Origin of the sequence: Haematomicrobium sanguinis DSM 21259 (assembly GCF_000688395.1) — a bacterium.
Taxonomy (GTDB): domain Bacteria; phylum Actinomycetota; class Actinomycetes; order Actinomycetales; family Micrococcaceae; genus Haematomicrobium; species Haematomicrobium sanguinis.
The window spans coordinates 40,448-67,034 of the sequence record NZ_JIAG01000009.1; the positions used below are offsets into that span (position 1 = coordinate 40,448).

The following is a 26,587-nucleotide window of genomic DNA, read 5'->3' on the forward strand; positions in this document are numbered from 1 at the left end:
GGGTAGATGAGACGCGCAAAAATCGTGGCGACCTTCGGGCCGGCCATCGCCAGCTATGAAAACACCGTGGCCGTGATCCGGGCCGGTGTCAACGTGGCTCGCATGAACATGAGTCACGGCGACCACTCGGTGCACCAGCAAACCTATGAAAACGTGCGCCGCGCCGCCGATGAACTCGGCACCGAAGTGGGCATCTTCGCCGATCTGCAAGGACCCAAGATCCGTCTGGGCCGCTTCGAAAACGGCCCGTACGCTCTGGCGAACGGTGACATCTTCACTATCACCACCGATGACATCCTCGGCAACGAGAAGATCAGCTCGACCACCTTCAAGGGCCTGCCCCAGGACGTTGCGGTAGGGGACACCCTGCTCATCGATGATGGCAAAGTGGTTCTTCGGGCCATCGAGGTCAACGAGAACATCGTCGTGACCGAGGTGGTTGTCGGCGGACCCATCTCGAACAACAAGGGCATTAACCTTCCCGGTGTCGCCGTGAACGTCCCTGCGCTGAGCGAAAAGGACGAGGAAGACCTCCGCTGGGCCCTGCGCATCGGCGTGGATATGGTGGCGCTCTCGTTTGTGCGCAGCGCCGATGACATTACCCGCGTCCACGAAATCATGGACGAGGAGGGCCGCCGCGCCCCGGTCATCGCCAAAGTCGAAAAGCCGCAAGCGGTGGAGAACCTCGCCGAAATCATCGACGCGTTTGACGCCATCATGGTGGCACGCGGCGATCTTGGGGTGGAGCTTCCGCTCGAGGAAGTGCCGGTGGTGCAAAAGCGCGCCATCGAACTCGCCCGCCGCTGGGCCAAGCCGGTGATTGTGGCCACCCAGGTTCTCGAGTCCATGATTGAAAACCCGCGCCCGACCCGCGCCGAAGCATCCGATTGCGCCAATGCGGTCCTGGACGGCGCCGATGCCGTCATGCTCTCCGGCGAAACCAGCGTCGGCAAGTACCCGATCGTCACGGTGGAAACCATGGCCAAGATTATCGAGTCCACCGAGGAGCACGGTCTGGACCGCGTACCGCCGCTCGGTTCGCAGCCCAAGACCCGCGGTGGGGCGATCACCCGCGCCGCGGTGGTGATCGCGGATCAGCTGGATGCCAAATACATTTGCACCTTCACGCAGTCCGGGGATTCGGCACGCCGCCTGGCCCGTCTGCGCCCGCTCAAGCCGGTCTTCGCGTTCACCCCGGTGGTCGCTACCCGCAACTGTCTCACCCTGCTCTGGGGTGTCCAACCCCGCTTGGTGGAGACCGTGACCCACACGGACGAGATGACCAAGCAGGTGGATAAGTACCTGCTCGAGAACGATCTCGCCCAGGTGGATGACATGGTGGTCATTGCAGCCGGATCGCCTCCGGGCCAAGCCGGTTCCACCAACCTGTTGAAGGCCCACCTGGTGGGTGACGTTGCCGACGCCGGCGAACTCGTTGACGGGCACGTGACCGAACGCAAGCGCGAAAAGGTTGGTCCGTGGCCGCTCAAGACGAAGATCAAGGTCAAGCCGATCTAACCCCTCCCGTCTATGTAGCGCGACACGCCGAGGAAGATCCGTTTTCCTCGGCGTGTCGCGCTACATAGATGAGTGGATGGGGGAATTCTGAACTCCCACTGAAGCACGACGGCGGTGCCTTGCCTTAAGTAGGTGAGTCACCGCCGTCGTTCCTTGCCAGAGCGCAACCGGGCACCTTGGTGCCCGCCGCCACTCATCTATGTAGCGCCAATTACCGGAAATACGCGAAAAACGCGTATTTCGCGCTACATAGACGGGAAACTAGGCGGGGTATTGGCCGCGCTTGACCAGCGGCTTGGGCAGGCGCAAGCGCCGAATTTGGATCGAGCGGGTAATGGCGTACATCGTGTCGCCGCGCTCCAGGCCGCCGAACTTGGCGGTGAGTCGTTTTTTGAGTTGAAACCGCAACCAGATGGCGTCTAGAACGATCAGACCGAAGATCACAAAGAACCCGAAAAACGAGATAATCCGGGTTTCCAGCGTGTTGAAGAAGCTGAGCAGTACCACCAACAACGCGGCGTACATGAAAAATTCGCCAACCGAGGTGCGGGCGTCGACAAAGTCGCGAATGTACCGGCGGCGGTCGCCGCGATCGCGGACGGGGAGGTATTTTTCTTCACCGGTGTTCAGCGCCTGCCGTACCTTGGCGCGCTGCTCCATCACGGCTTGCTTCTCCGCCTGGCGGGCAGCCTTGCGGTCATTGGGAACCAGCGGACGCTTGCGGGCCGCCTCCTGATCCTTGCGCTTGGGCGTGGGAGCGCCCTTGCCCGGCTTCGGGGATGAGTCCTCCGGCGTCTCTTCGGGCAGCGCCTCTACCTGATCAGAATTCTTATTGCGTCCAAACACCAGACAAGGATACCGAAATTCTGCGGCCCCCGTGCACTCTCGCGCCGCGCCTTGGTCTCGGTGTCGCACTGCGGGGAGTGCTGCCGGGAGTGCTCCAATTGGGAGTGTCATGCCGTTGGGATAGTCTTCACACTATGTCTGAGAACACACCTGCCGCTTCGCCCGCCGCCAGCAACCTCGAGGGTCTGGTTCCCGCTTTCACCCGCGCCGCCGAGGAGGTTTTCCCGAACGCCGTCAAGGACCTGAAGGAGCTGGTAGCCATCCCGTCCATAGCCTGGGAGGGAATGGACCCCGCGCAGCTTCAGGCCAGCGCGCAAGCCGTCGCTGCGCTTGTCGCGCCGCTCGGGTTTGATGACGTTCAAATACTTTCCGCGCCGATTGACCCGGCCAATGCCGATGGCAAGCAAGGCGCCCCGGCCGTGGTGGCGCGAAAGCAATCAGCCGAAGGCAAGCCAACCGTCCTCTTGTACGCGCACCATGATGTGCAACCGGTAGGCGAACAGTCGCTGTGGGACACCGCGCCATTTGAGGCCACCGAAATCGGTGAGCGGCTTTACGGCCGCGGCACCGCGGATGATAAGGCCGGGATTATCGCTCACCTGAGCGCGATCAAGATCGCCCAAGACATCTTGGGAGAGGACTTTGGGCTCGGCATCACGCTCTTCTTCGAGGGGGAAGAGGAGGCCGGTTCTCCGTCCTTCCGCTCGTTCTTGGAGAAATACCGCAAGGAACTGGAAGCGGATGTCATTCTCGTTGCCGACTCGGGCAACTGGAAGATCGGGGTCCCGGCACTGACCACCAGCTTGCGCGGGCTCGTGGACGGGTACGTTGACGTTCAGGTTCTGGATCACGCTATCCATTCCGGCATGTTCGGCGGCCCTGTGCTGGATTCGCTCACCCTTGCGGCACGCCTGATCGCGACCTTCCACGATGAGGCGGGAAACGTCGCCGTCGAGGGGCTAGTCAGCGCGGAAGAATCGCCGCTGGAATACCCGGAGGCGGATCTCCGCAAGGACGCCTCCGTCTTGGAGGGCGTAGAACTGGCAGGGGAGGGGACTCTGTCTTCCCGACTCTGGAGCAAGCCGGCGCTCTCGGTGATCGGGATGGACGCTACCGCAACGCCGGTCGCCTCCAACACCATCTCCCCGCGCACCCGCTTCAAAGTCTCGCTCCGTTTAGCCCCGGGACAGGAACCGCAGGCCGCCATGGATGCTCTCGCCGCGCATGTGAGCAAGAACGCCCCATTCGGCGCAAAGGTCACGTTCACTCCGGGGGAGCAGGGCACCGCGTTTGTCACCGACACCGATGCCCCCGCGGCGCAGTCTGCGCTCTGGGCGCTCAGCCAAGCCTGGGGCACCGACGCGGTCACCACCGGGATCGGCGGCTCCATCCCGTTCATCGCCGATCTGGTGGAAATCTACCCGAACGCGCAGATTCTCATCACCGGCGTCGAGGACCCAGACAGCCGCGCCCACAGCGCCAACGAGTCGCTGCACCTCGGCGAATTCGTCAAGGTCATCGCGGCAGAAGGGCTCATGCTCGCCTCACTCAACGCCACCGATAAAGCGACGCTCACCGCCTAAGCCGGCACAAAACCGGTACCGGCGTTCGCTGGCAGGGAATGTCTCGCAGTTCACTCTCGTTGCCTTGAATGAGCACGTAGAATAACTAGTGCGCGTGTTGTCCGGCTCGCCGGCTGGATGACAGGCGCACGATCACCCGAAGAGAACGGAAACCACCATGTCAACCGAGACTCGCGAAAGCGCAGCCCCCGTCACGGACGAGCTTCCCACCCATGAAATCGACTTGACCGACAACGCCGCTGGCAAGGTGCGTAGCCTGCTCGAGCAAGAGGGCCGCACCGATCTGCGTCTGCGCGTCGCCGTACAACCCGGCGGTTGCTCCGGTCTGATCTACCAGCTCTACTTTGACGAGCGCATGCTCGACGGCGATGCCGTCCGCGACTTCGACGGCGTGGAAGTCATCGTCGACAAGATGAGCGTCCCCTACTTGGCCGGCGCCACCATTGACTTTGAAGACACGATTCAGAAGCAAGGTTTCACGATCGATAACCCGAACGCCCAAGGTTCGTGCGCTTGCGGTGACTCGTTCCATTAAGGCGAGCATCGCCGTCGTTCTTTGAAGGACGGTACAACGCGTGAGGTCCCCACATTTGCTGGGGGCCTCACGCGTTTAAGAGGGCAAAACCCGTCCAGTTAGGCAGACCTGGGCGGAAGCAGAGCGTTAGGATGAGTAGTGTCGATCACGGAAGATCATCAAATATGTTCTACGCTAGGTAGAAGACACTTGGGGATGCAAAGTAAGCTGGTTAGCGGCGCATACTTTGTGTGCCCATCTCGCACGAAAATAGAAGAGGAAGTCCGTCTGTGAGTTCACAGGTTCCCCCGAAAGGGCGGCGCACTAAGAGCCTGAAGATCACCGCGATCTTGGCGCTCGGCGCGCTGGCGCTTTCTGGATGTACAGAGCAGGCCCAAATCGGGTGGCTACCCACCGAGCGTGGTACAACCAGTAATACAGACCGCATTATTGATTTGTGGGTCAACTCGTGGATTGCTGCTCTCGCTGTGGGCATTCTGACGTGGGGTCTGATCATTTGGTGCATCGTGGCGTACCGCCGGCGCAAGAATGACACCGGATTCCCCAAGCAGGTCAGCTACAACCTGCCGCTTGAAGTGTTTTACTTGACGGTTCCGCTGCTGATGATCTTGGTGCTCTTCTTCTTCACCGATCAGGACCAGCGCGCTATCGACGCCCGCGTGGACAACCCGGACGTCATTGTGGACGCCCGCGCAAAGCAATGGTCCTGGGACTTCAACTACGTCAAACAGGATCGCTACTCCGCGGGCCAGCAGACGACCCTTGATGGTCAGCCCGGCAAACTTGAAGACATGCCGGTACTGTACTTGCCGGTGAACAAGAGCGTGGAAATTCAACTGAATTCGCGCGACGTGATCCACTCGTTCTGGGTTCCGGCGTTCTTGCAAAAGCGCGATATGTTCCCGTTCAAAACGAACTACATCACCTTGACTCCGCAGCGCGAGGGCGTGTTTGAAGGTAAGTGCGCCGAACTGTGTGGGCAATACCACTCCGAAATGCTCTTTAGGGTGGCCGTGGTATCCCAAGAAGAATTCGATCAAAAAATGACGACACTGCGTCAGGGACAGATTGGTCAGGAATATGACCGCAATCCCAATGCCGAACTCAAAGATGCGGCAAAAGAAGAGAGCGGAGAAGAAGGCAAGTGACCACATACGCTGAACCCACCGCACCAGAGGTGCCCGAGCTTGAGGAACGCCAAGTCCCGCGCTCCAAGGGACGCCTCGTCGTCAACTGGATCACCTCCACCGACCACAAGACGATCGGGTACATGTACCTGATCTCCTCCTTCACCTTCTTCTGCATCGGCGGCGTGATGGCGCTGCTGATTCGTGCCGAGCTGTTTGAGCCGGGCATGAACATCTTGCAGACCAAGGAACAGTACAACCAGCTGTTCACGATGCACGGCACCATCATGTTGCTGTTGTTCGCCACCCCGCTGTTTGCCGGCTTCGCGAATGTGATCATGCCCCTGCAGATTGGGGCGCCGGATGTGGCGTTCCCGCGCTTGAATGCCTTGGCCTTCTGGTTCTTCCTCTTCGGCGCGATCATCACCGTTTCCGGATTCATTACTCCGCAGGGCGCCGCCTCCTTCGGCTGGTTCGCATACGCCCCGCTCTCCAACTCGAACTATTCGCCGGGCGTCGGTGGGGATCTCTGGGTCTTCGGACTGACGCTCTCCGGTTTCGGCACCATTTTGGGCGCGGTGAACTTCATCACCACCATCATCTGTATGCGCGCCCCAGGCATGACCATGTGGCGCATGCCGATCTTCACCTGGAACACCCTGATCACCTCGGTGTTGATCCTGATGGCGTTCCCGCCGCTGGCCGCAGCACTCTTCGGCCTGGGCGCCGACCGCAAATTCGGTGCACATCTCTTCGATCCGGAAAACGGCGGAGCCATACTTTGGCAGCACCTGTTCTGGTTCTTCGGGCACCCCGAGGTGTACATTATTGCGCTTCCGTTCTTCGGTATCGTCTCGGAGATTTTCCCGGTCTTTAGCCGCAAACCGATCTTCGGTTACAAGGGCTTGGTGTACGCCACCATCGCCATCGCTGCGCTATCGGTGACCGTGTGGGCGCACCACATGTACGTCACCGGGCAGGTCATGTTGCCGTTCTTCGCGTTCATGACCATGCTGATTGCGGTGCCGACCGGCGTGAAATTCTTCAACTGGATCGGGACGCTCTGGCGAGGGTCGATTACCTTCGAGACACCGATGCTGTGGTCCCTCGGCTTTATGGTGACCTTCCTGTTCGGTGGTCTGACCGGTATTATTTTGGCCGCGCCGCCGCTGGATTACCACGTTTCTGACACGTATTTCGTGGTGGCGCACTTCCACTACGTGGTCTTTGGCACCGTGGTCTTTGCGATGTTCGCCGGATTCTACTTCTGGTGGCCAAAGTGGACCGGCAAGATGCTCAACGAGCGCCTCGGCAAGGTGCACTTCTGGTTGCTGTTCCTTGGCTTCCACGGCACCTTCTTGATCCAGCACTGGCTGGGTGTCATGAACATGCCGCGCCGTTACGCAGACTACTTGCCAGAGGACAACATCACCTGGATGAACCAGTTCTCCACGATTTCCTCCTTTGTGCTCGGTGCCTCGCTGATCCCGTTCTTCTGGAACGTGTACATCACCTGGCGCAAGGGCAAGAAGGTCAACGTCGACGATCCCTGGGGCTTCGGCGGCTCGCTGGAGTGGGCAACTTCCTGCCCGCCGCCGCGCCACAACTTCACCTCGATGCCGCGTATTCGCTCCGAGCGTCCCGCGCTGGATCTGCACCATCCCGAGTTGCGGCAGGATCCGGCCGCCTGGATGGCCTCGGGTGACACCGCCGACCGCAACCTCGAAGATCTGAAAGGGGCACGCAAGTGAAGTTTGAGGCTCGCCTCTTTTACCTGGGATTGCCGTTCTTTGTTCCCGTTGTCTTTATCTATGGCTTCATGACGAACTGGAACGAATGGGTTGGCATTATGGGCATCGCCCTGGTTGCCGGCCTCGCCGCGATGATCGGGTTCTACCTCAATCTCACCGCAAAGCGCGTGGGCCCTCGACCGGAGGACCGTCTCGACGGGGACATCGCCGAAGGCGCTGGACCGCAAGGGCACTTTAGCCCGTGGAGCTGGTGGCCGATCGTAATGGCCGCTTCCTGCGCCGGGCTGTTCCTTGGGCTGGCCGTTGGCTTCTGGATCTCGATGATCTCGGTGGTCTTCGGTGTGATCGCTCTGGTGGGTTGGACCTTCGAGTATTCACGCGGAGATCACGCTCACTAAGCGCAACTCTCTACGATACGAGGGGTGTTGGCGTTGCTCATTGCGACGCCGACACCCCTTTTCGCTACCCACCAGATTCCGGTGATCACGTCATGGCCCCGCGAGGCCGCACACTCGAAATCGACTGTGCAGATAATGCACACTTTTACGGCGTGTCGCGTGCGTGTTCTGCACAGTCGATTGTGAGTGAGGGGGTGGGGAAGGTGGCGGGAGGGGGCGGCGCGCTTAGACTTGTAGAGCCATGAGTACCGACTTCCTCGCCCGCCTGCCCAGCCCGCTCATCGTCGCGGACCGGGACCCCAAAAGCGTCGTGATTCGCGCCCTGCTCGAAGAGATCATCCGAGACGGGGCACCCGCAGGCACGGCGCTCCCATCAGAGCGCGTCCTCGCCGCGCACCTCGGCGTCGCCAGGATGACCGTCCGGCACGCGCTCGATGAGCTGGTCGAGGCAAACCTGATCGAGCGCAATGTCGGCATCGGCACCCTGGTTGCGCACCCCAAACTGGACCTCCAGGTGCAATTGACCTCCTATAGCGAGGAGATGCAGCGCCGCGGCATGGTCCCGGACGCGAAGGTCCTGAGCTTCGGCGAGATCCCGGCCAGCCAGTTCATCGCCCAGGAACTTCACGTACCCGAGGGACATCCGGTCGTCCGCTTCAAACGGCAACTGCTGGCCGACAGCGAGCCGATGAGCGTGGACGAAAACTACATTCGCGCCGACCTTGTCCCGGGCTTCGCCACAGGGGAGCCGCCCAAAAAGCTCTACCAAGAGCTCAGCGAACGCTTCGGACTCATCATGGAATGGGGTGAGGACGCCATCGAGGCAACCTCCGCGGACAAGACCAACGCCGCACTGCTCAAGGTCGATGTCGGCGCCCCGCTGCTCAAAATCCAACGCCACGCCTACGTCAAACGCCGCATGGTCGATTTCTCCGTCTCGTACTACCGCGCCGACCGATACAAAATCTGGGTGCCGCTACAGCGCCCGGGCCGGGGGAGAAGCGCCCACTGAAGCACGACGGCGGTGACTCGCCTTAAGAAGGCAACTCATCGCCGTCGATCATCACCGGATGTGTCACGCGGCTACACGCGGAGAAAAGTAGGGTGGGGCGTCCGGCTTGATTGCCGGGCACCCCACCCTTGATTTCTCGAGCGAACCTTTAGTGTTCGCCGACTTGCTTTTGCGTGCTATCGCTTGCGGCGGCAAGTTCGTCATCGTGGTGGTCGCCGTGAGCGGCCTCCAACTCGGCCGGAGTTACCGGGGCAACACGGTCCTCGAAGAAGAAGCGGGAGAGCCAGGCCCGGCGCTTCTCCTTGCCGGAGACATGCCCTGCCTTATCCGGTTGCGCCGGGATGTACTCGGGCGAGTTGTAGGACACCAGGGCGTAGCGCTTGTACTTGTCGATCGGCTCGTGGACCTCGATGAACTCGCCGTGCGGCAAGCGGACAATGCGTCCGGTTTCGCGACCGTGGAGCACAATCTCGCGGTCTTTGCGCTGCAGCGCGAGGGCGATGCGGCGGGCGACAATGAAGCCGACCACGGGGCCGATGAAGAGCAGGAAGCGGAGCCAAATGGTGACATCATTCAGGGACACCTGGAAGTGCGTGGCGATCAAGTCGGAGCTTGCCGCCGCCCATAGCGTGCAGTAGAAGATGACGCCAGCGACGCCCACACCCGTGCGGAACGGCGCGTTGCGCGGACGGTCCAGCAGGTTGTGCTCGCGGTTGTCCTTGGTGATCCAGCGTTCGATCCACGGCCAGGAGAACATGAGGCCGAAGAGCAGAATCACGGGTCCCAGGGCCGGCAGGAGTACGTTCAGGGAGAGCGTCCACTGTCCGAAGAGCACCCATTCCCAACCGGGGCCGGGCATGAGCCGGAGCGCGCCGTCAACCCAGCCGATATACCAGTCAGGCTGTGTACCAGCGGACACCGGTGACGGGTCATACGGGCCGTAATTCCAGACCGGGTTGATTTGGAAAAATGCCGCAATCAGCGCCACGACGCCGAAGACGATGAAGAAGAAGCCACCGGCCTTGGCCGCGTACACAGGACCGACGGGGTAGCCGACCACGTTGTCATTGGTGCGGCCCGGGCCGGGGAACTGGGTGTGCTTGTGCGTGACCACCAAGAAGAGGTGGATCGCGATCAGCAACAGGATCAGCGCCGGGATGAGCAGAATGTGCAACATGTACAGGCGCCCAATGATCTGGGTTCCCGGGAACTCGCCGCCAAAGAGGAAGAAGCTGATGTATTCGCCCACAAACGGGATGGCTTTGATCACGCCGTCGATGATGCGCAGGCCGTTGCCGGAGAGCAAATCATCGGGGAGAGAGTAGCCGGTGAAGCCGGCCGCCATGGCCAAGATGACCAGGATGCACCCGACGAGCCAGTTCAGCTCGCGTGGGCGGCGGAACGCGCCGGTGAAGAACACGCGGAGCATGTGCACCGACACCGCGGCGACAAACAAGAGCGCGGCCCAGTGGTGTACCTGGCGCATGAAGAGGCCGCCACGGACCTCGAAGCTGATGTCCAGGGTGGACTGCATCGCCACGGACATCTCAATGCCCTTGAGCGGGGTATAAACGCCTTCGTAGTGCGTTTCTGCCATCGACGGGTCGAAGAAGAACGTCAGGAAGGTACCGGAGAGCAACAAGATGATGAAGCAGTACAGCGCTACTTCGCCAAACATGAAGGACCAGTGATCGGGGAAAATCTTCCGACCGAATTCTTTGACGAGCTTGGAACCGCCGGTGCGGCTATCGACAAAGTTGGCGATGCGGCCCACACGGGTCTGGGGTTCGAAAGTGTCGTCAGGTGCGACGCTGGTGCTCATTTAGAATCGCCTCGATCCCAGTAGCTCGGTCCAACGGGTTCTTGGAAGTCGCTGCGTGCCACGAGGTAACCCTCGTTGTCCACGGTGATCGGCAACTGTGGGAGTGCGTGCGCTGCGGGCCCGAAGATGACCTTGCATTCTTGGGTCAGGTCAAAGGTGGACTGGTGGCAGGGGCACAGCAGGTGGTGAGTTTGTTGCTCATAGAGTGCCACCGGGCAACCCACGTGGGTGCAGATCTTGGAGTAGGCGACAATGCCGTTGTACGCCCAGTCTTCACGCCCAGGGGACGGGTTCAAGTCCGCCGGGTTCAAACGCATCAAGAGGACAACGGATTTGGCTTTTTCTTCCAACTTGTCATCGGACTCGTTCAAGCCCTCCGGGATGACGTGGTATGCCGAACCAATGGTCACGTCCGCGGCGCGGATCGGGGTGCCGTCGGGATCGCGGGTAAGGCGAACGCCCTCATCCCACATGGTGTGGCGCAAGGCGTCTCCGGGCAGCGGGCCCAAGTCGCGGAAAAGGATGACCGCGGGGACCACGGAGGCGACGCCAGCGGCGATCAGGGTGTTGCGAATCAGCGGACGGCGCTTAATCCCGGACTCGTCCAGAATCTGGTTCATGATCTTTTCGGCGTCCTCGCGATCGGACTCCGGGCGCAGTTCGTGACGGTCTTCCACGATTTCGTGATCGGGCATCAGGGTTTTTGCCCAGTGCACCACGCCCACGCCAATGCCGAGCATGGCCAGAGCGGTACCGAGACCGAGGAACAGGTTCTGTACGCGCAGGGTACCGATCGTGGCATCCAGGCGAATGAAGAAGTAGGCGTAGAAGAAGATCGCCGAACCAATAAAGGAGCCAATAAACAGCCATGCCACTTGGCGCTCAGCGCGTCGAGCCGCTTTCGGGCTCTTATCCGCCAGACGCGGGCGGTGCGGGGGCAAACCCGGATCTTCAAATGTGTCCAGATCACCCTGGGGCGCCTTGGTCACGGCCCCCGAGTTTTCCGGGGTTCCAGAACTATGCGCGTTCATGTGCCCCCTGACCCTTCTGTGTACTCAATATTGTGCAAGTTTTCACTGTGATGATTCCTGAATGTTCCTACGAAGAACGGCGCGTCAACCAGATGGTGAAACCAATCACCGCGGTCAGACCGAAGACCCAAATAAACAGACCTTCAGACACCGGGCCGAGCGAACCAAGGTTGAATCCGCCCGGGCTGCCCTGAGATTCAATGGTCTTCAAGAAGGCGATGACATCGCGCTTGTTCTCCGGAGTGATGTTGGCGTCATTGAACACCGGCATGTTTTGCGGGCCGGTGACCATTGCCTCATAAATATGCTTGCCGGACACCCCATCCAGTCCGGGCGCAAACTTACCTTGCGTCAATGCGCCACCAGCGGCTGCGGCGTTGTGGCACATGGCGCAGTTCACGCGGAAAATCTCGCCACCCTTGGCCGGATCACCCTTGGACACATCCAAATATTGCTGTTCCGGAATTGCTGGTCCGGTGCCAAGAGAAGCCACATAGGCGGCAAGCTGTTTGGTTTGCTCGTCGTTGAACATCTTGGGTTTTTTACGCGCTTGCGGGCCCTGCATCTGCATGGGCATACGGCCGGTTCCCACCTGGAAGTCAACAGAGGCCGCACCCACACCAATGAGGGACGGGCCGCTGGTCTTACCGTCGGCGGCCGGGCCGCCCTGGGCGTTCAAACCGTGGCAGGTAGCGCAATTGGCGAGGAAGAGCTTTTGGCCTTCTTCAATGTCGCTGGCCGACGTGGTAGAAGCCTGGGCCACGTTCGCATTGCTGACAACCGCGTACACACCCCCGGTCACCACGAGCGCCAGCACCAACAGCGCCAGTGCGGCGAGCGGATGCCGCCTGAATTGTGAAAGCTTCTTCACGAAAGCTGTTCCTTCTCTAAATATTCTTCAATCGGATAAATCTTGTGCCCCGGTTCAGGGGCGCCCCTTCGACTAACGCAGAAGGTAGATGACCACAAACAGGCCAATCCACACCACGTCGACAAAGTGCCAGTAATAAGAAACCACGACGGCGGAGGTGGACTCGAAGTGCCCAAAAACCTTCGCCATAAACGCGCGACCAATGATCAACAAGAACGCAATGAGGCCGCCGATCACGTGCAGACCGTGGAATCCGGTGGTCATGTAGAAGGCAGAACCGTAGGCGTTGCTGGAGAGTGTGATGCCCTCCGACACGAGATTCGCGTACTCCCACACCTGGCCGGCAACGAAGATCGAGCCCATGACGAAGGTCAGCGCAAACCACTCGATCATGCCCCATTTGGCAATGTTGAAAATGGAGCCCTGGCGGCGCGGGCGCATATCTTCGGCAGCGAAAACACCAAACTGGCAGGTCACCGAACTGAGAACCAGGATGATGGTGTTGGTCAGCGCAAAGGGAATGTCCAGTTTGCTGGCGTTTTCCGCCCACACTCCGGGCACAGAAGAACGCAGGGTGAAGTACATGGCGAACAGCCCGGCGAAGAACATGAGTTCGCTGGACAGCCATACGACCGTGCCAACCGAGACCATGTTCGGTCGATTTACGACCGGGTGCTGTGTGTTGTTAGATGCGAGAGAAGCAGTGGTCACATAGACATTATGGTCACAAATCGCCGATTCTCCCAACGTAACCTGGCCTAACTTGCAAAGTTTTTCTACAGAGTTGCGAATTTGCGGGGGTGAGGGCAAAGAACTTGCGAGATTGCCCACAATGACACGCTCGGCGAGTCGGACGCAGAACTACTCGCTAGGATCTATGGCGTGAGTGTTTCCCCAGATCAACCGGTTGCACCGTCGACCTCGCCACGTCCCACGAGTCTTGACGAGACGGATCGAAAGTGGAAGGGCCTGCTTTCCGCACTTGTCGCGGGCGATTCCCTGTCCGCGGCGGATACCGCGTGGGCCATGGATTTGATCATGCAGGGGGAGCGCACCCCGGTGCAGATCGCCGGTCTCTTGGTGGCTTTGCGCGCCAAGGGGGAGTCCGCCGATGAGATTCGCGGCCTTGCCGACGCCATGCTTGCCAACGCGCAGCCGATTTCGGTCGACGGGGTCACCCTTGACATTGTGGGGACCGGCGGCGACGGCTTGGAGACGGTGAACATCTCCACCATGTCCTCCCTCGTGGCGGCCGGTGCCGGCATTACCGTGGTAAAGCACGGCAATAGGGGAGCGTCCTCCTCGGCCGGGGCGGCGGATGTGATCGAGGCGCTGGGCGTCAACCTGAAGCTGACACCGGAACAAGTGGCTCAATCCGCGCGCGAAGCCGGGATCACCTTCTGTTTTGCGCAAGTTTTTCATCCCTCGATGCGGCATGCGGCAGTCCCGCGACGCGAACTTGGAATCCCCACCGCATTCAATATTCTGGGACCGTTAACTAATCCGGCGCGGGTGCGCGCAAACATGATCGGATGCGCAAACGAGCGCATGGCGCCGCTCTTAGCCGAGGTGCTTGCCGCCCGGTCCTCGCACGGGTTCGTGGTCCGCGGCGTCGATGGCCGCGACAAAATCACAACTAGCGGAGGCACCACAGTGTGGGATGTCTCCGGCGCCCGGGTCAGCGTCCACGAGATTTCACCGACCGATTTTGGCCTCGACGTGGTGAGCGTGGATGCCCTGCGCGGCAAGGACGCGGTACACAACGCGGGGATCGTACGCGATTTTCTGGCCGGGAAGCCCGGGCCCGTCCGCGATGCCGTGCTGCTGAACGCGGGCGCCGGTATAGCCGCCGCGCGCTACAGCGCGGTGGACCCGGGGGAGCAGCCCCCGTTGTTGGAGCGCTTACGCGAAGGGTTTGCCGCGGCACAAGAAGCCGTGGACAACGGGAGCGCGCAAGCCGCCCTCAACCGGTGGATCGACTTTTCGCAACGGGTGAGCGGCCCACGCGACTAGGCTGCAGAAAAATTTTTCCTGAGGGACGACGGCGGTGCCTTGCCTTAAGAAGGCGAGGCACCGCCGTCGTACCTCACCAAGGCGCTACCCATATGGGTGGGAAAGCGCGCAAACTATCCGCGGCGAATCCCGTAGCTTTGCGCGGTTTCGATCAACTGGGCGACCTGCGTGGGGGAGGTTTCAAAGTATCCGTTGTCGCCTCCAGCGTCCGCAGCACCCAGGGACACGCCGGTGGCCACCCCCGGTGTCCACTCCTTCGCGGAAAGGTGCACACTCTGGATCCCCGCGTCGACGAGCGCGGGGATGTCCGCGATCTTGAGGCCCCCGCCGGCGGCAATCTCAACCTCGGGTGCCGCCTCTTGCATCGACGCCAGCACGCCGATGCCCTGCCCGGCTTCACTCGCGCCGCCCGAACTCAAAATCCGAGCGACCCCGAGGTCGGCAAGTGCGCGCGCGGCGTCAACGGGGTACTCGCACTGATCAATCGCGCGGTGGAAGGTCACCGGAATGCCGTCGACGCGGGCCAGAATCTCGCGGAGGAACGGAGCGTCCGGTTCGCCGGACTCGGTGAGCGCCCCGATAACGATGCCCGCGGGCGCGCCGGGAGTGCTGCGGACGGCATCGGTGAGCCACTCGAGATCCGCCAGCATCGTTGATTTCTCGGGTTCGGTGTAGACAAACCCGCCTTGCCGCGGACGTATCAGCACGTTCACCCGGGTTCCGGTTGAGAGGCGCAGACACTCCAGGACGAGCCCGGGGGACGGGGTCAGTCCGCCGAGCGCGAGTCCCGGAGCAACCTCGATGCTGGTCAGGCGATGGTCATTGGCGAGCGAGGCACCGAAGGCGCTTTGGATCGCGAGTTCGACGGCGATCGGACCGGCCACTGTTAGCCGTCCAACCCCAAGGAGAACGCCGCGTCCAGGTCGACTTGGGAAAACGCTTGAAAAGCGATCTGAGTGGTGGTTCCTTCCACGCCCTCGACCTTGGATAGCCGGTCCGCAATTACCGTGGCGAATTCTTCGTGATTGGCGACGCGGGCAATGGCAATGAGGTCCCATTCTCCGGTTACCGAGTACACCTCGGAAATGCCGGGGATCTCCGAAATTTCCTGCGCTGTTTCCGGAATGCGATTTTGAGCGGTACGAATGTGTACAAATGCGGTCACCATGTGGCCAATCCTATCCGTTGGTTGCCGGTGCTTCGCGGAGTTTGCGTCGGCGTTGGCGGAGCGCCCAGGCGAGCCGCCAACCGATCAACAGGATCGCCAGCGACACGGCGGCCACAATCTGGAAGGCGAGCGCGGCGGTTCCGCCAAACGCCACCCGCAGCGCGAGGCCGCCGGCGAAGGTTACAAGCCAGATGGCGACTCCGCTGGGGAAAAGTTCGTGGACGTCCCGGGAGCGCGTGCCGGGAAGAATCCAGAGCACCAGGCTGACGGTCGCGAGGGCGATAAGGAAGGGCGCGGCGGTGGCCAGGATGCCGAGTATGGACAGTCCGCGTTCGTGGCTTTGGCGGCCGATGGTGGCGAAAATGAGGACGGCAAGGGCGTCGATGCTCAGACACATGAGACGATTCTTCACAGGCACCCCTCCAGTTTAGGGTGACGGGAAGCGGGTTCGCATGCACGGGCTAGACGAAAGTACGACGGCGGGAAATTACCTTTCCTTCGCGAGGAACCAAGCGCGCGGGTCATCGGATACCCTTGCGGACTGGGCAGAGGGCGTGGGGGAGGACGCCGAGGTGCTTGCCCTTCTGAATTCTTTACCGGTCGCCAAGCGGCAACCCAACCTGCTTTTCGGGGCGGCGCGGCTGGTGGCAGGGGTGGACGATCTGTCGGTAGGGGTGCCGTATGCGGAGTTTCGTGCGGCGGTGCTCGCTCAGTGGGAGTCGATCCGGGCCGAAATGCTGGCCCGGTCCACGCAAACCAACGAGGCGGGGCGTTGCGCTACCTTTTTGCCGTTGATTGCCTCCTTTGACGGGCCGGTGGCGTTGCTCGAGGTGGGCGCGTCGGCTGGATTGTGTTTGTATCCGGATTTGTACGGATACGAGTACTGGGTCGACGGGGGAGAGTCGGTTGCTCTCGCCCCGGTTGTCGGAAATAGTGCGGTAGTGAATAAGTGTCGGATATCCAGTCTGAGCCATGTGCTCAGGCGGTTGCCCGAGGTGGCCTGGCGCGGCGGGATTGATCTGAACCCGTTGAATCCTGCCGATCCGGATACTCGGAGCTGGCTTCGGGCGCTGGTATGGCCCGAGCATGCAGAGCGTCGTGAGCGGTTGGATGCGGCTCTCGCCGTTGCTCGGTCTCATCCCGTGGATATGGTCAAAGGGTCGCTTGTGGACGAGGTCGAAGCGGTGGTGTCCCGCATTCCGCACGGCTTGAGAGTGATCTTGTTCCATTCGGCCGTTCTGGCGTATCTCACGGAGTCTGATCGTGAGCGCTTTTTCGACGCGGTGGGACGGATTCAGGTGGTGCGGCCCAACACGGTGTGGCTGAGCAATGAGGGTCCGGATGTGGTGCGTTCAGTGCGAGAGCGACTGACCGACGAGCAGCGCGCACAGGTTGGCGGTCGCTTTGTGATGGCTCTCAACGGTGTGCCCGTTGCGCTGACCGGACCGCACGGCGAGAGCTTTGAACCGTTACAGACGTGGGTTCGGGGCGTAGCCTGACAGGTACCGTTCGTTTAACTCGTTCAGAGCGAGCGCGCACCGTGCGCAATGATCTTAGGAGCATCATGGGCCCCACGTTTTCTAGCCGCGTTCCGGTGATCGAATGGCGCGGCCCCGCGCCGTTTTATTTCGGTCTCTTCCCGCAGGACGTGGGGGAGCAGATCGCGTCGGAGATTCCCGAGTGGAGTTACGGTTGGGGCTGTTTTTATGCCGATGTCGAGGTGACCGGACAGATCTTTGAAACCGCGCTGATGCCGTACGAGGGGTCCTACGTTATTCCCCTCAGGGTGCGGGTGCGCAGGCAGCTCGGTATCGAATTAGGTGACGTGGTTGACGCGACGGTGACGCTCAAGCGGAGCAAAGGTGTGGCAGCGACGTGAGGATGCCCGATGAGTTTCTCTCCAAGCGGTTAATTCTTCGGGCGCAGCGTGCGCAGGATGCTGTCGTGTTTCGGGAACTGTGGCGGGAGCGAGATCATCGCGTTCCATTACATCGCCAGGTTGACGAACATGGTCGCCCCAGCGTGTCAGACATCGCCGAACGCATTCACATCCAGGAAATGGTCTGGTGGAAGCTCTACGCCGTCGAGCTCAAGGCTACTGGCGGTGTTTTGGGGTATTGCGGGCTGGTCGAAAATAGTATGGACGGACTAGAAGAACCAGAACTTGCGTTCGAGATTCTCCAAGAGTTCCAGGGGCACGGATTCGCGACCGAGGCGGCATCCGAGATCATTGCCTGGGCTGACTCGATAGGCATGTCACGGCTGTGGGCAACCGTCTGGGACTGGAACCTCGCATCTCGCCGCGTCCTTCACAAACTCGGCTTTCACACCACCGACCAGATCCTCACAACCACCGAGCATGGCAATTCGTTACTTACGCTCCGCGAAGCGCGAGCGCACGTTAGCGGGGAAGCGGCACCGCACTCAAGCCCGGGACCAGATAAACTCTAGTTGACATAATGTACATTATCGGCGCCACAAATCGACTGTGCTCCCGCCGACTGTGCTCCCGCCGACTGTGCTCACATCGACTGTGCAGAACACGCACGCGACACGCCGTTAAACCGTGCAATTACTGCACAATGGAAATCGAGTGTGCGCCGTGGTACGCGGACAATCGCGTTGAACGCGCCGCCGTGACAAGGAAGTTGGTGCCCAAGGTGAAACTCGTCCTAGAAATCGATCTTGACAAACTGCCAGCGCCGCCTGCCGATGAAGCCGGCAGAATTCTTCGCTATTGGGCCGGAGCAATAAACCAGGTAGATCTCGGTGAACAAATGACACACGAGCTCATGGATTCGGCTTACCAGCCGGTGGGAACAATCAAAATCGTCTAGGCACGATACGTCGGCGCCCGAAGCGCTGCACACTCGAAATCGACTGTGCAGATAATGCACGTTTTAACGGCGTGTCGCGTGCGTGTTCTGCACAGTCGATTGTGGGGTGTGGCGGGCTAGCGGGTTTACTTGACATAATCTGCCAAGTGTTTGCCGGTGAGCGTCGCCTTGCCAGCCACCAAATCACGCGGCGTTCCCTCGAAAACTATCCGACCGCCGTCGTACCCCGCACCGGGGCCCATGTCGATGAGCCAATCCGCATGAGCCATGACCGCCTGGTGATGCTCAATCACGATCACCGTCCGGCCGGCATCCACCAGTTTGTCCAGCAGGCCCAACAACTGATCGACATCGGCTAAATGCAACCCGGTTGTGGGTTCATCCAGGATGAAAATTCCGCCCTTGTCCCCCATATGCGTCGCCAGTTTGAGCCGTTGACGCTCGCCGCCGGACAACGTGTTGAGCGGCTGTCCGATGCTCAAGTAGCCGAGCCCCACGTCCTGCAGGTAGCCCAGAATCTTGTGGGCGGCAGCAAGCTTCGCCTCCCCTCCCCCGAAGAATTCCAGCGCGTCATCGACGGTCATCGCGAGAACCTCGCTAATGTTCTTGCCCGCGAGTCGGTATTCCAGCACTGCAGGCTGGAACCCGGTGCCTTCGCACTCTTCGCACGGCGTGGACACCGTCTCCATAAACCCGAGTTCGGTAAAGACCACGCCGGCGCCCTTGCACACCGGGCACGCGCCCTCAGAATTGGCAGAAAAGAGCGCCGGTTTGACGTTATTCGCTTTCGCAAACGCCTTACGAATCGGTTCCAGCAGACCGGTATAGGTCGCGGGGTTGGATCGCCGCGAACCGCGAATCGCGGTTTGATCCACCGAAATGACGCCATCCAGGCCGGCAATCGAGCCTTGAACCAGCGAACTCTTGCCCGAACCGGCAACCCCTGTGATCACGGTCAACACGCCCATCGGCACGTCAACGTCAATGTTTTGAAGATTGTGCGTGGACGCGCCGCGCACCTTCAGCGAACCCTGGGGTTGGCGCACCGAATCTTTCAAGGACGCTCGATCATCCAGGTGCTGCCCGGTCAACGTCCCGCTGGCGCGAAGATCCGCCACCGTGCCTTCGAAGCAAATCTCGCCGCCGTGCGTGCCGGCGCGCGGACCGAGGTCCACCACATGGTCGGCGATCTGAATCATTTCCGGCTTGTGCTCCACAACCAGCACCGTGTTGCCCTTGTCTCGCAGGCGCAACAGGAGCGTGTTCATGCGTTGAATGTCGTGCGGGTGCAGGCCGATGGTGGGCTCGTCAAAGACGTAGGTGACGTCGGTCAGCGAGGAACCTAAATGTCGAATCATTTTGGTGCGCTGCGCCTCGCCGCCGGAGAGAGTTCCGCTCGGCCGGTCCAAAGACAAGTACCCCAGCCCTATCTCGACAAAAGAATCCAGCGTTTCCACGAGCGCGGACGTCAGCGGCGCCACTGTCGGGTCATCGATCGTCTTGACCCACTCGGCGAGATCGCTGATCTGCATTGCGCAGGCATCGGCGATGCTCTTGCCCAGGATCTTGGACTTCCGCGCACCTTCGCTCAGGCGCGTTCCCTCGCATTCCGGGCAGGTGATGTAGGTGACCGCACGCTCCACGAACGCCCGAATGTGCGGCTGCATCGCATCCTTATCCTTGCTCAGCATGGACTTTTGGATGCGCGGAATCAGCCCCTCATAGGTCATGTTGGTGTTGCCGATTTTGACCTTGGTCGCGTCCTTGTACAAGAAATCTTGGCGTTGCTTCTTGGTGAAATCCTTGATCGGCTTGTCCCCGGGCACAAAACCCGATTCGGCAATGATCCGCACGGCCCAGCCATCGGCCGTGTACCCCGGAACAGTAATCGCACCCTCGCGCAAACTCTTGTTCTCGTCAAAAACCTGGCTCAAGTCCACATCGGTGACCGAGCCCATCCCCTCGCAGCGCGGACACATGCCTCCGGTGATGTGAAATTCGCGCCGTTCCTTGACCGTTTCCCCGCCCTTGCTCAGCGTCACCGCGCCCGCACCGGAGACGGACGGCACATTAAAGGAAAACGCATTCGAAGACCCGATGTGCGGCTCACCTAGCCGGCTGAAAAGGATCCTGAGCATCGCATTGACATCGGTGACCGTGCCCAAGGTGGACCTCGAATTGGCGCCCATCCGCTCCTGATCAACCAGAATCGCCGTGGTCAGCCCCTCCAGCACATCCACATCCGGCCGCGCCAAGGACGGCATGAACCCTTGCAGAAAGGAACTGTAGGTCTCATTGATCATGCGTTGCGATTCGGCGGCGATGGTGTCAAAAACCAACGAGCTCTTCCCCGACCCCGACACTCCGGTAAACACCGTCAAGCGGCGCTTAGGAATGTCGACCGACACGTCCTTGAGGTTGTTCTCGCGCGCGCCCTGTACGCGGATCAGCTCGTGACTGTCGGCCTTTGTCCCAGACGCGGCGCTCACACCGGAAGACTGCTCAGCCATGGATCTCCTCAAAATCGTCGCAAGAACGCCCGGTTCGGTCGGGCCGTGCCGCCATGAGTCTATCGAAGCGAGGACGTCAAACCTACAGCCCGTACACTCGAAAAGTGAGCGAATTGCCAACCGAACCGAGCCCTACCAGCCCGAGCGCCGATGTCGCCTCCGCGATCAGGATCCTGCTCCAGCAGGCCGAGCTCGACCCCGACTTCATCGCCCCCATCCGCCAAATGGGCGACCCGGTCCTCCGCCAACCCGCCGAGAGATTCGCCGGCCAAGTCAGCGCCGAGGAACTTGCCGCATTCCTTGCGCTCATGCGCCGCACCATGCTCGCCGCCCCGGGCGTGGGCCTCGCCGCACCGCAAATCGGGGTTCCAGTTCGCATCGCGGTGGTGGAGGACCAATTTCCCATTTCCGAGGACATCGCCCACGCCCGCGAGCGAGCCCCGCTACCCTACACCGCGCTCATCAACCCCCGATACCAGCCGGCAAGCGAGGACACCGTCGCGTTTTACGAGGGCTGCCTCTCCTTCACCGGTTTCCAAGGGGTGGTAGCGCGGCCGCGCGAGGTTGAGGTCAGCTTCGACACCCCCAGTGGCCAGGCCATGACCGCCACCTACACCGGCTGGCAGGCACGCATCATGCAACACGAATGCGATCACCTCGACGGCACCGTGTACGTGGACAAAATGCGCACCCGCTCGCTCACCACGAGCGAAGAATACGCCGCCCGCTGGGCCCAGCCCACCATCGACGACGCCGCCCGCGCACTGCGCTTCTGACGTTTCGCATCCCCGTACCGCGTTTTCAGAGCCGCGTACGCGTCAATTTTTGCGGTACCGGGATGCGAAACGCGGGTGGGATGAACGACGGCGATGCCTCCTTTTTAGCCCACCGGCAAGTACCGCGCGAACCAGTCGAGAACGATCTCAAAGCGTCGCCGCCGATGCCACGGGGTGCCCGAGCGGGTCAGCTCGTGGTTTTCGCCCGGGAACACCACCAACTCGGTCGCTACCCCGGCTCGCTTGAGCTTCGTGTAGTACCGCTGGCCCTGCTCCAAGGGGCAGCGTAGGTCGTCTTCGGAGTGGATCACCATGGTGGGTGTGCTCACCTTGTCGGCATGTTCCATGGGGCTTTGCCGCGCGATGTCGGTGTCCGCTACGCCCACGTATTCGTCCCCGAAGAACCAGCCGATGTCCGAGGTCCCTTGAAAGCTGTGCGGTTCCAAGAACCCGCGCTCGACAATGGCTGCCGCGAATCGGTCGGTTTTACTCAGGATCCACGCGGTGAGGTAGCCGCCATAAGAGCCGCCCATGATCCCGACCCGAGTGTCGTCAAGGTTCGGCAAGCTCAGGGTGTGGTCAAGAAACGCGAGCACATCATCCTGGTCCACGGTTCCAAACCCGTCCTTGATGGCGAGCCCGTGATCACGGCCGTAGCTGGCCGAACCGCGCGGGTTGCACATGACCACGGCATAGCCAGCCTCGGCGTACACCTGTGCTTCATCAAAGTAGTTGGCGTCATAGGCATGGAACGGTCCGCCATGGATATTGAGGAGCACCGGGTGCGGCCCCTCCCCCTTCGGGGCCAGAACCCAACCGTGAATGGGGTAGCCGTCCGCGCTACGTGCCTCGAGAGTAAGCGGCGTGATCACGGTGCTTTCGTTGCGCAGGCGGCCGGAATAATCGGTGAGCGCACGCACGGCGCGAGGGTTCGTGTCCCTGGTCGATAGGATCCCAATGTCGCCGTGGGTGTGCCCGCTCCGATAGGTCAGGGCAATGCGGTCCGGATCGATGAACGCGGCGCCCTCCACGCTGATATCTGGTTCGCTCAGTTTCTCGATGCTAAAGGAAGTGCTCCCGGAAGAGTCGGGCCGGGCGCGGTAAAGGATGTGCTGGCCGCGTTCCCAAAGCGTGAAGAGCAGCCCGCCGTCGCTGGATTCATCCAGAATCGCCGCCACGTAATCCAGATCGGGGTCGGTCAGCCGCACAGGGGCGCCTCCGCCGACCGGTTGTGCCATCAAGACGGGTTGCCGCGCCACGAAATCGGTTCCCGATTCCCCCAGGCTCTGCGCGAGATAGAAAAGAGTCGTGCCATCCGCGCTGGGCCACGGAGTACCTGTCGATTCCACCGGCCCCTGGCGGTTGGTCACCGGGTGCACGTCATCCCCCGAAAGCGGAACGAAAACGATGGTCGCCTCCAGGGTGGAGTCCCAATCGTCGGCGACGGTGGTCACCAGGTACACGCCGCTACTATCGGCGCTGAACCGCGGCGAACTCTGCGACCGACCGGTGGGGTGAATGCGCCGTGGCCGGGGCACATCGGCCGGGTGTTCGTGCGCCTCTTCGCGCTCGCGAGCCGACTGCGCCTTTTTGGCCCGGCCGGTGAGCTCGGCCCGGGGCTCTAAACCTTCGGGCGAGACGTCGACAACAAAAACCTGCCCGGGGCGGTCAAGTGCGTAGCCGAGTCCGTTCTCCTGGTATTTGTTGGCCGTAATCACGCGCGGGTCCTCGTGCCTCGAATCCACGCCCTCGGTCTCCCCGTAGCGACCGTCTTCCGGTTCGCGACTGACAAAGGCTAACTGAGCGGAATCCGGTGAAAAAGCGAACTCGGACACGCCCAACTGGCGATCGGTCACCTGCCAGGGTTCACCACCATTCACCGGGGCAATAAATATTTGCGGCTTGCCATCCACCAACCGGGTGAAGGCAAGCATTGACCCATCGGGTGAAAACACCGGGTGGCGATCGCTTTCCTGCCGGGTCCACCGGCGCGGCGCACTCGGCTGATCCGGGACTTCCGGTTCGGTGGCCGTCACGGTGTACACAAATCCGCGATACCCGTCGGTGTCAAAGGATGGTGTCGAGGTGGCAAAGGCGATGGTGTCGGTTCCGGGGAGAACACTGGGGGCGGTCAAGGCCGTCAGGAGTTCCAATTGGTCTGGGCGCATGAGAACCATTCAAGCACCCAGACCCGGTAGCGGGAACACCTAAACTATTCAGCATGCCCTCCCTGACCCACCTCACGTGCCCGCACTGCGGTGCACCGCTTGGCATCGACTTTCCCGCCCGGAGCGCCGACTGCTCGAACGGACACCATTTCGATCTCGCGAAGCAGGGATACCTGAATCTCATGGTGGGTGCTGCCACGAAACTGCAATCCGATACTGCGGCGATGCTCAGTCATCGGGACGCCTTCCTCGCCCGCGGCCACTACGAGCCGTTCCTCGAGCACGCAGCCCGGTTCATCCGCACCCGGCTTGCCGCGGGAGCCGATGGTGGCACCGCGGCGGAGCGCGCCGGTGGCGATTCTCGGGCATCGGGCGGCACCACTCTGGAGATCGTGGATCTCGGGGCCGGCACCGGCTACTACCTCGATGGCATCGCGCAGCGCCTGGTCCCGGACTACGCGGTGAACGGTACCGGGCTCGACCTCTCGGTTCCCGCGCTCAAGCGATTCCGCGCCCGCCGCCCGGCCGATACCGCCATTGTGTGGGACCTGTGGCGGCCACTCCCTTTTAGGGATCGCTCTTTTGCCGTGGCGCTCAGCGTCTTTGCGCCGCGAAACCTGGCTGAGACCGCTCGCATTCTTCATGAGGACGGCCTCTTGATCATCGGGATCCCCGGCGAAAATCACTTGCGCGAACTCCGTGAGAACGGGCTTGCCCTCGACCTCGCACATGACAAGATCGCAAAACTGCGCACCGATCTGGATGCCGCGGGGTTCAACGTGCTTCTCGAGGAGAGCATTACGGGAGCGATGGAGCTGGACCGCGCGGCCCTCGTCGACCTCATACAAATGGGGCCGATGGCCTTTCACCGCACACTCGAACACACCCGTGAACAGGTGCACACGGTCTTTGCCCCGGTGACCGAAGTCCACCTGGACGTGAGGCTGATAGGTGCGCAACGCCGTCGTACCTCATAGCAAGCCAGCCGAGAGCTGAGGCGCGCAAGTAATGAAACTGTTGCCGAAATTCACCCCACCGGCGCCGCGAAAACGGATAGATTGAAAGAACGACGAAAATTGCGCGGCACGGCCGCGATTGCGGAGGATGAGAATGCTCGATTGGCTTGTACAAAACGGATGGGCGCTGTGGCTGGTGCTGGTCCTTGTTCTGGCGGGCGTCGAAATGCTCACGCTCGATCTGATTTTCATCATGATGTCCGTGGGCGCGCTGTCCGGTCTCATCGTGTCCTTGTTTGGTGTGCCCTTCCCACTGCAATTTGTGGTCGCTGCGGTGGTCTCGCTCGTGATGATTTTTGTGGTGCGCCCCATTGCGCTGCGGCAAATGCACAAAAATGACCCGGAGCTGCGTACCAACGCCGACCGGCTCATTGGCGAGAGCGCGCTCACGATCGAACCGGTCGATTCGGTGACCGGGACGGTGAAGATCGAGGGCGATACCTGGAGCGCGCGCAGCGAAGACGGGACCGCAATTAGCGTGGGCGAAAAGGTGCTCGTGACCCGCATTGACGGGGCCATCGCGATTGTGTCGACGCGTCCGGCGACCACCACCGAATTTGGCAAATAGCAACTGAGAATCACACCTAACAAAGGGGAACCATGCCAGTAGGCCAAGCGATTTTATGGATACTTTTGATTGTCATAGTGCTCTTCGTGGTCATTGTGCTGGTCCGGGCGATCCGGATTGTGCCGCAGGCGCGGGCGGGCGTGGTGGAGCGCTTGGGCAAGTATCAGCGCACGCTGACTCCTGGGCTCAACATTTTGATTCCTTTCGTGGACCGGTTGTTGCCGCTGTTGGATTTGCGCGAGCAGGTTGTCTCCTTCCCGCCGCAGCCGGTGATTACTGAGGATAACCTCGTGGTGTCCATCGACACCGTCGTGTACTTTCAGGTGACCGACCCGCGGGCGGCAACCTATGAGATTGCGAACTACATTCAGGCTGTGGAGCAGCTGACCACCACCACGCTGCGTAACGTGGTCGGCGGTTTGAACTTGGAAGAGGCGCTGACCTCGCGCGATCAGATTAACGGTCAGTTGCGTGGCGTGCTGGATGAGGCCACGAGCAAATGGGGCATTCGCGTGTCCCGCGTGGAGCTCAAGGCGATCGATCCGCCACTGTCGATCCAGGATTCGATGGAGAAGCAGATGCGTGCCGAGCGTGACCGCCGCGCCGCGATTCTGACCGCTGAAGGTACCAAGCAGTCGCAGATTCTGACCGCCGAGGGTGAACGGCAGTCCGCGATCTTGAAGGCTGAGGGTGACGCGAAGGCCGCGATTCTGCGCGCCGATGGTGAAGCGCAGGCGATCGGCAAGGTCTTTGACGCGATTCATCAGGGGAATCCGGATCAGAAGCTGTTGGCGTACCAGTACCTGCAGACCCTGCCGAAACTGGCCGAGGGCACATCGAACAAGTTGTGGATCATCCCCAGCGAGGTCGGCGAGGCGCTCAAGGGCATCGGCAGCGCGCTGGGCGACGTCAAGGAAACCGCCAGCGCGTCCGGACTGTTTGGTACGGGTGCCGGGGCGTCCGGTGCGCCCGGCGGATCGAGTGCCTCCGGAGCGCCCGGGGACACAACCCCGTAACTCTTTATAGAGCAAACCTGT

The 26,587-nt window shown here is 61.2% G+C and carries 26 protein-coding genes; 16 read left to right on the plus strand and 10 right to left on the minus strand.

The features are described from left to right. Nucleotides 1-6 precede the first annotated feature (6 nt). Complete coding sequence (pyk, locus tag O148_RS0109065) at nucleotides 7-1,518, plus strand: pyruvate kinase (protein ID WP_026530651.1); 1,512 nt, start codon at nucleotides 7-9, stop codon at nucleotides 1,516-1,518. Between the two features lie 261 nt (nucleotides 1,519-1,779). Here the strand turns inward: pyk and O148_RS0109070 are convergent, their stop codons facing one another. Further along, a complete protein-coding gene (locus O148_RS0109070) occupies nucleotides 1,780-2,364 on the minus strand; it encodes a DUF3043 domain-containing protein (RefSeq protein ID WP_026530652.1) in 585 nt (194 codons plus the stop codon). Nucleotides 2,365-2,498: 134 nt separating this feature from the next. Between O148_RS0109070 and O148_RS0109075 the strand changes: the two genes are divergently transcribed. The 6 genes from O148_RS0109075 (at nucleotide 2,499) to O148_RS0109100 (ending at nucleotide 8,770) form a co-directional block, all read left to right on the plus strand. Continuing rightward, nucleotides 2,499-3,947, plus strand: coding sequence for a dipeptidase (locus O148_RS0109075; RefSeq protein ID WP_084157232.1), 1,449 nt, complete (start codon nucleotides 2,499-2,501; stop codon nucleotides 3,945-3,947). 157 nt (nucleotides 3,948-4,104) lie between these two features. Further along, nucleotides 4,105-4,482, plus strand: coding sequence for an iron-sulfur cluster insertion protein ErpA (gene erpA, locus O148_RS0109080; protein ID WP_026530654.1), 378 nt, complete (start codon nucleotides 4,105-4,107; stop codon nucleotides 4,480-4,482). Nucleotides 4,483-4,751: 269 nt separating this feature from the next. After that, a complete protein-coding gene (ctaC, locus tag O148_RS15860; RefSeq protein WP_051620050.1) occupies nucleotides 4,752-5,630 on the plus strand; it encodes an aa3-type cytochrome oxidase subunit II in 879 nt (292 codons plus the stop codon). Beyond that, entirely contained in the window at nucleotides 5,627-7,360 is a 1,734-nt protein-coding gene (gene ctaD / locus O148_RS15865; protein WP_084157233.1) for an aa3-type cytochrome oxidase subunit I, read from the plus strand. Before ctaC ends, ctaD begins: the two co-directional genes overlap by 4 nt. Beyond that, a complete protein-coding gene (locus O148_RS0109095; RefSeq protein WP_026530655.1) occupies nucleotides 7,357-7,758 on the plus strand; it encodes a cytochrome c oxidase subunit 4 in 402 nt (133 codons plus the stop codon). Before ctaD ends, O148_RS0109095 begins: the two co-directional genes overlap by 4 nt. A 241-nt stretch (nucleotides 7,759-7,999) precedes the next feature. After that, nucleotides 8,000-8,770, plus strand: coding sequence for a GntR family transcriptional regulator (locus tag O148_RS0109100; protein ID WP_026530656.1), 771 nt, complete (start codon nucleotides 8,000-8,002; stop codon nucleotides 8,768-8,770). Between the two features lie 148 nt (nucleotides 8,771-8,918). Here O148_RS0109100 and qcrB read toward each other — a convergent pair whose 3' ends face one another. From qcrB to ctaE, 4 genes are all read right to left on the minus strand, one after another. Next, nucleotides 8,919-10,592 carry a cytochrome bc1 complex cytochrome b subunit gene (gene qcrB, locus O148_RS0109105; protein WP_026530657.1) on the minus strand — a complete coding sequence of 558 codons (1,674 nt, stop codon included), beginning with the start codon at nucleotides 10,590-10,592 and terminating at the stop codon, nucleotides 8,919-8,921. Next, nucleotides 10,589-11,623: a cytochrome bc1 complex Rieske iron-sulfur subunit gene (gene qcrA, locus O148_RS0109110; RefSeq protein WP_026530658.1), complete on the minus strand. Its 1,035-nt coding sequence runs from the start codon at nucleotides 11,621-11,623 to the stop codon at nucleotides 10,589-10,591. The genes qcrB and qcrA overlap by 4 nt, the downstream gene beginning before the upstream one ends. Before the next feature lie 67 nt (nucleotides 11,624-11,690). Further along, nucleotides 11,691-12,494: a cytochrome bc1 complex diheme cytochrome c subunit gene (gene qcrC / locus O148_RS0109115; protein WP_026530659.1), complete on the minus strand. Its 804-nt coding sequence runs from the start codon at nucleotides 12,492-12,494 to the stop codon at nucleotides 11,691-11,693. 72 nt (nucleotides 12,495-12,566) lie between these two features. Beyond that, nucleotides 12,567-13,205, minus strand: a complete 639-nt coding sequence (gene ctaE, locus O148_RS0109120) for an aa3-type cytochrome oxidase subunit III (RefSeq protein WP_035745645.1) — start codon at nucleotides 13,203-13,205, stop codon at nucleotides 12,567-12,569. A 171-nt stretch (nucleotides 13,206-13,376) separates the two neighbouring features. Here ctaE and trpD point away from each other — a divergent pair, with 171 nt between their 5' ends. Continuing rightward, entirely contained in the window at nucleotides 13,377-14,507 is a 1,131-nt protein-coding gene (trpD, locus tag O148_RS0109125; RefSeq protein WP_084157234.1) for an anthranilate phosphoribosyltransferase, read from the plus strand. A gap of 113 nt (nucleotides 14,508-14,620) precedes the next feature. Here the strand turns inward: trpD and O148_RS0109130 are convergent, their stop codons facing one another. The 3 genes from O148_RS0109130 to O148_RS15870 are packed head-to-tail and all read right to left on the minus strand — an operon-like array spanning nucleotide 14,621 to nucleotide 16,072. Beyond that, a complete protein-coding gene (locus O148_RS0109130) occupies nucleotides 14,621-15,391 on the minus strand; it encodes a copper homeostasis protein CutC (RefSeq protein ID WP_026530662.1) in 771 nt (256 codons plus the stop codon). Between the two features lie 2 nt (nucleotides 15,392-15,393). Continuing rightward, nucleotides 15,394-15,675: an Lrp/AsnC family transcriptional regulator gene (locus O148_RS0109135; protein WP_026530663.1), complete on the minus strand. Its 282-nt coding sequence runs from the start codon at nucleotides 15,673-15,675 to the stop codon at nucleotides 15,394-15,396. 10 nt (nucleotides 15,676-15,685) lie between these two features. Continuing rightward, the gene (locus O148_RS15870; protein ID WP_035745694.1) at nucleotides 15,686-16,072 is read right to left on the minus strand and encodes a DUF3054 domain-containing protein; all 387 of its coding nucleotides are present in this window, start codon (nucleotides 16,070-16,072) and stop codon (nucleotides 15,686-15,688) included. A gap of 55 nt (nucleotides 16,073-16,127) precedes the next feature. Here O148_RS15870 and O148_RS15875 point away from each other — a divergent pair, with 55 nt between their 5' ends. The 4 genes from O148_RS15875 (at nucleotide 16,128) to O148_RS15885 (ending at nucleotide 18,512) form a co-directional block, all read left to right on the plus strand. After that, complete coding sequence (locus tag O148_RS15875) at nucleotides 16,128-17,174, plus strand: DUF2332 domain-containing protein (protein WP_035745647.1); 1,047 nt, start codon at nucleotides 16,128-16,130, stop codon at nucleotides 17,172-17,174. 65 nt (nucleotides 17,175-17,239) lie between these two features. After that, the gene (locus O148_RS0109150; RefSeq protein ID WP_026530664.1) at nucleotides 17,240-17,554 is read left to right on the plus strand and encodes a DUF1905 domain-containing protein; all 315 of its coding nucleotides are present in this window, start codon (nucleotides 17,240-17,242) and stop codon (nucleotides 17,552-17,554) included. A 2-nt stretch (nucleotides 17,555-17,556) separates the two neighbouring features. Continuing rightward, nucleotides 17,557-18,126 carry a GNAT family N-acetyltransferase gene (locus tag O148_RS15880; RefSeq protein WP_075204336.1) on the plus strand — a complete coding sequence of 190 codons (570 nt, stop codon included), beginning with the start codon at nucleotides 17,557-17,559 and terminating at the stop codon, nucleotides 18,124-18,126. A 131-nt stretch (nucleotides 18,127-18,257) separates the two neighbouring features. Beyond that, on the plus strand, nucleotides 18,258-18,512 hold the full coding sequence (locus tag O148_RS15885) for a hypothetical protein (protein WP_035745649.1): 255 nt from the start codon (nucleotides 18,258-18,260) through the stop codon (nucleotides 18,510-18,512). A 125-nt stretch (nucleotides 18,513-18,637) separates the two neighbouring features. Here the strand turns inward: O148_RS15885 and O148_RS0109165 are convergent, their stop codons facing one another. Beyond that, nucleotides 18,638-21,022 carry an ATP-binding cassette domain-containing protein gene (locus O148_RS0109165; RefSeq protein ID WP_051620052.1) on the minus strand — a complete coding sequence of 795 codons (2,385 nt, stop codon included), beginning with the start codon at nucleotides 21,020-21,022 and terminating at the stop codon, nucleotides 18,638-18,640. 104 nt (nucleotides 21,023-21,126) lie between these two features. On the opposite strand from O148_RS0109165, the gene O148_RS0109170 reads away from it, so the two are divergent. Continuing rightward, nucleotides 21,127-21,798: a peptide deformylase gene (locus tag O148_RS0109170; protein WP_026530666.1), complete on the plus strand. Its 672-nt coding sequence runs from the start codon at nucleotides 21,127-21,129 to the stop codon at nucleotides 21,796-21,798. Between the two features lie 104 nt (nucleotides 21,799-21,902). On the opposite strand, the gene O148_RS0109175 is transcribed toward O148_RS0109170, so the two are convergent. Beyond that, on the minus strand, nucleotides 21,903-23,966 hold the full coding sequence (locus O148_RS0109175; RefSeq protein ID WP_026530667.1) for a S9 family peptidase: 2,064 nt from the start codon (nucleotides 23,964-23,966) through the stop codon (nucleotides 21,903-21,905). Between the two features lie 53 nt (nucleotides 23,967-24,019). On the opposite strand from O148_RS0109175, the gene O148_RS15890 reads away from it, so the two are divergent. From O148_RS15890 to O148_RS15895, 3 genes are all read left to right on the plus strand, one after another. Beyond that, complete coding sequence (locus O148_RS15890; protein WP_051620054.1) at nucleotides 24,020-24,943, plus strand: putative RNA methyltransferase; 924 nt, start codon at nucleotides 24,020-24,022, stop codon at nucleotides 24,941-24,943. Nucleotides 24,944-25,076: 133 nt separating this feature from the next. Then, on the plus strand, nucleotides 25,077-25,550 hold the full coding sequence (locus O148_RS0109185) for an NfeD family protein (protein WP_026530668.1): 474 nt from the start codon (nucleotides 25,077-25,079) through the stop codon (nucleotides 25,548-25,550). Nucleotides 25,551-25,582: 32 nt separating this feature from the next. Further along, complete coding sequence (locus O148_RS15895) at nucleotides 25,583-26,566, plus strand: SPFH domain-containing protein (protein ID WP_051620055.1); 984 nt, start codon at nucleotides 25,583-25,585, stop codon at nucleotides 26,564-26,566. Nucleotides 26,567-26,587 lie beyond the last annotated feature (21 nt).

What these genes read in the sequence shown, in the direction of transcription:
- pyk (WP_026530651.1), top strand. Translation starts at nt 7, where the DNA reads ATGAGACGCGCAAAAATCGTGGCGACCTTCGGGCCGGCCATCGCCAGC.
- O148_RS0109075 (WP_084157232.1), top strand. Translation starts at nt 2,499, where the DNA reads ATGTCTGAGAACACACCTGCCGCTTCGCCCGCCGCCAGCAACCTCGAG.
- erpA (WP_026530654.1), top strand. Translation starts at nt 4,105, where the DNA reads ATGTCAACCGAGACTCGCGAAAGCGCAGCCCCCGTCACGGACGAGCTT.
- O148_RS0109100 (WP_026530656.1), top strand. Translation starts at nt 8,000, where the DNA reads ATGAGTACCGACTTCCTCGCCCGCCTGCCCAGCCCGCTCATCGTCGCG.
- qcrB (WP_026530657.1), bottom strand. Translation starts at nt 10,592, where the DNA reads ATGAGCACCAGCGTCGCACCTGACGACACTTTCGAACCCCAGACCCGT.
- qcrA (WP_026530658.1), bottom strand. Translation starts at nt 11,623, where the DNA reads ATGAACGCGCATAGTTCTGGAACCCCGGAAAACTCGGGGGCCGTGACC.
- O148_RS0109135 (WP_026530663.1), bottom strand. Translation starts at nt 15,675, where the DNA reads ATGGTGACCGCATTTGTACACATTCGTACCGCTCAAAATCGCATTCCG.
- O148_RS15870 (WP_035745694.1), bottom strand. Translation starts at nt 16,072, where the DNA reads ATGTGTCTGAGCATCGACGCCCTTGCCGTCCTCATTTTCGCCACCATC.
- O148_RS15875 (WP_035745647.1), top strand. Translation starts at nt 16,128, where the DNA reads ATGCACGGGCTAGACGAAAGTACGACGGCGGGAAATTACCTTTCCTTC.
- O148_RS0109150 (WP_026530664.1), top strand. Translation starts at nt 17,240, where the DNA reads ATGGGCCCCACGTTTTCTAGCCGCGTTCCGGTGATCGAATGGCGCGGC.
- O148_RS15880 (WP_075204336.1), top strand. Translation starts at nt 17,557, where the DNA reads ATGCCCGATGAGTTTCTCTCCAAGCGGTTAATTCTTCGGGCGCAGCGT.
- O148_RS15885 (WP_035745649.1), top strand. Translation starts at nt 18,258, where the DNA reads ATGGAAATCGAGTGTGCGCCGTGGTACGCGGACAATCGCGTTGAACGC.
- O148_RS0109165 (WP_051620052.1), bottom strand. Translation starts at nt 21,022, where the DNA reads ATGGCTGAGCAGTCTTCCGGTGTGAGCGCCGCGTCTGGGACAAAGGCC.
- O148_RS0109175 (WP_026530667.1), bottom strand. Translation starts at nt 23,966, where the DNA reads ATGCGCCCAGACCAATTGGAACTCCTGACGGCCTTGACCGCCCCCAGT.
- O148_RS15890 (WP_051620054.1), top strand. Translation starts at nt 24,020, where the DNA reads ATGCCCTCCCTGACCCACCTCACGTGCCCGCACTGCGGTGCACCGCTT.
- O148_RS0109185 (WP_026530668.1), top strand. Translation starts at nt 25,077, where the DNA reads ATGCTCGATTGGCTTGTACAAAACGGATGGGCGCTGTGGCTGGTGCTG.
- O148_RS15895 (WP_051620055.1), top strand. Translation starts at nt 25,583, where the DNA reads ATGCCAGTAGGCCAAGCGATTTTATGGATACTTTTGATTGTCATAGTG.